This window comes from Acidimangrovimonas sediminis, assembly GCF_002871005.1.
Classification (GTDB): domain Bacteria; phylum Pseudomonadota; class Alphaproteobacteria; order Rhodobacterales; family Rhodobacteraceae; genus Acidimangrovimonas; species Acidimangrovimonas sediminis.
Map to the genome: position 1 here is coordinate 1 of NZ_PHSN01000103.1, position 348 is coordinate 348.

Here is a 348-nt window from a genome sequence, read left to right on the forward strand (position 1 = left end):
ACCTGCTGATCTATTTCGGCGACCAGCTGCAGGGCCGGGCGCTGCCGATCTTCCACTACGCCCTCAATCCCGGCGGCTACCTGTTCCTCGGCCCCTCCGAGAGCATCGGCCGCGCCGAGCATCTCTTCGATCCGGTCGATCCCCAGGCCCGGCTGTTCAGGCGCAACCATGCCCGCGCCTCCTACCCGATCGACCTGCCCGGCCCCGACCAGCATATCCGCAGGCCGCGCGGCACCCCGCGCCGGCCGCGCCAGCCAACACAGAACGATGGAGCCTCGACCGTGGCCATCAACCGCATCATCGACGCCTACGCCCCTCCCACCCTGCAGGTCGACCGCAACGGCGCCG

The 348-nt window shown here is 70.1% G+C and carries 1 protein-coding gene; it reads left to right on the forward strand.

Going from position 1 to position 348, the window contains the following annotated elements; all coding sequences use genetic code 11:
* Nucleotides 1–348: CheR family methyltransferase (locus CVV76_RS24520; RefSeq protein ID WP_332888556.1), on the forward strand; the 348-nt coding region annotated here is incomplete at both ends.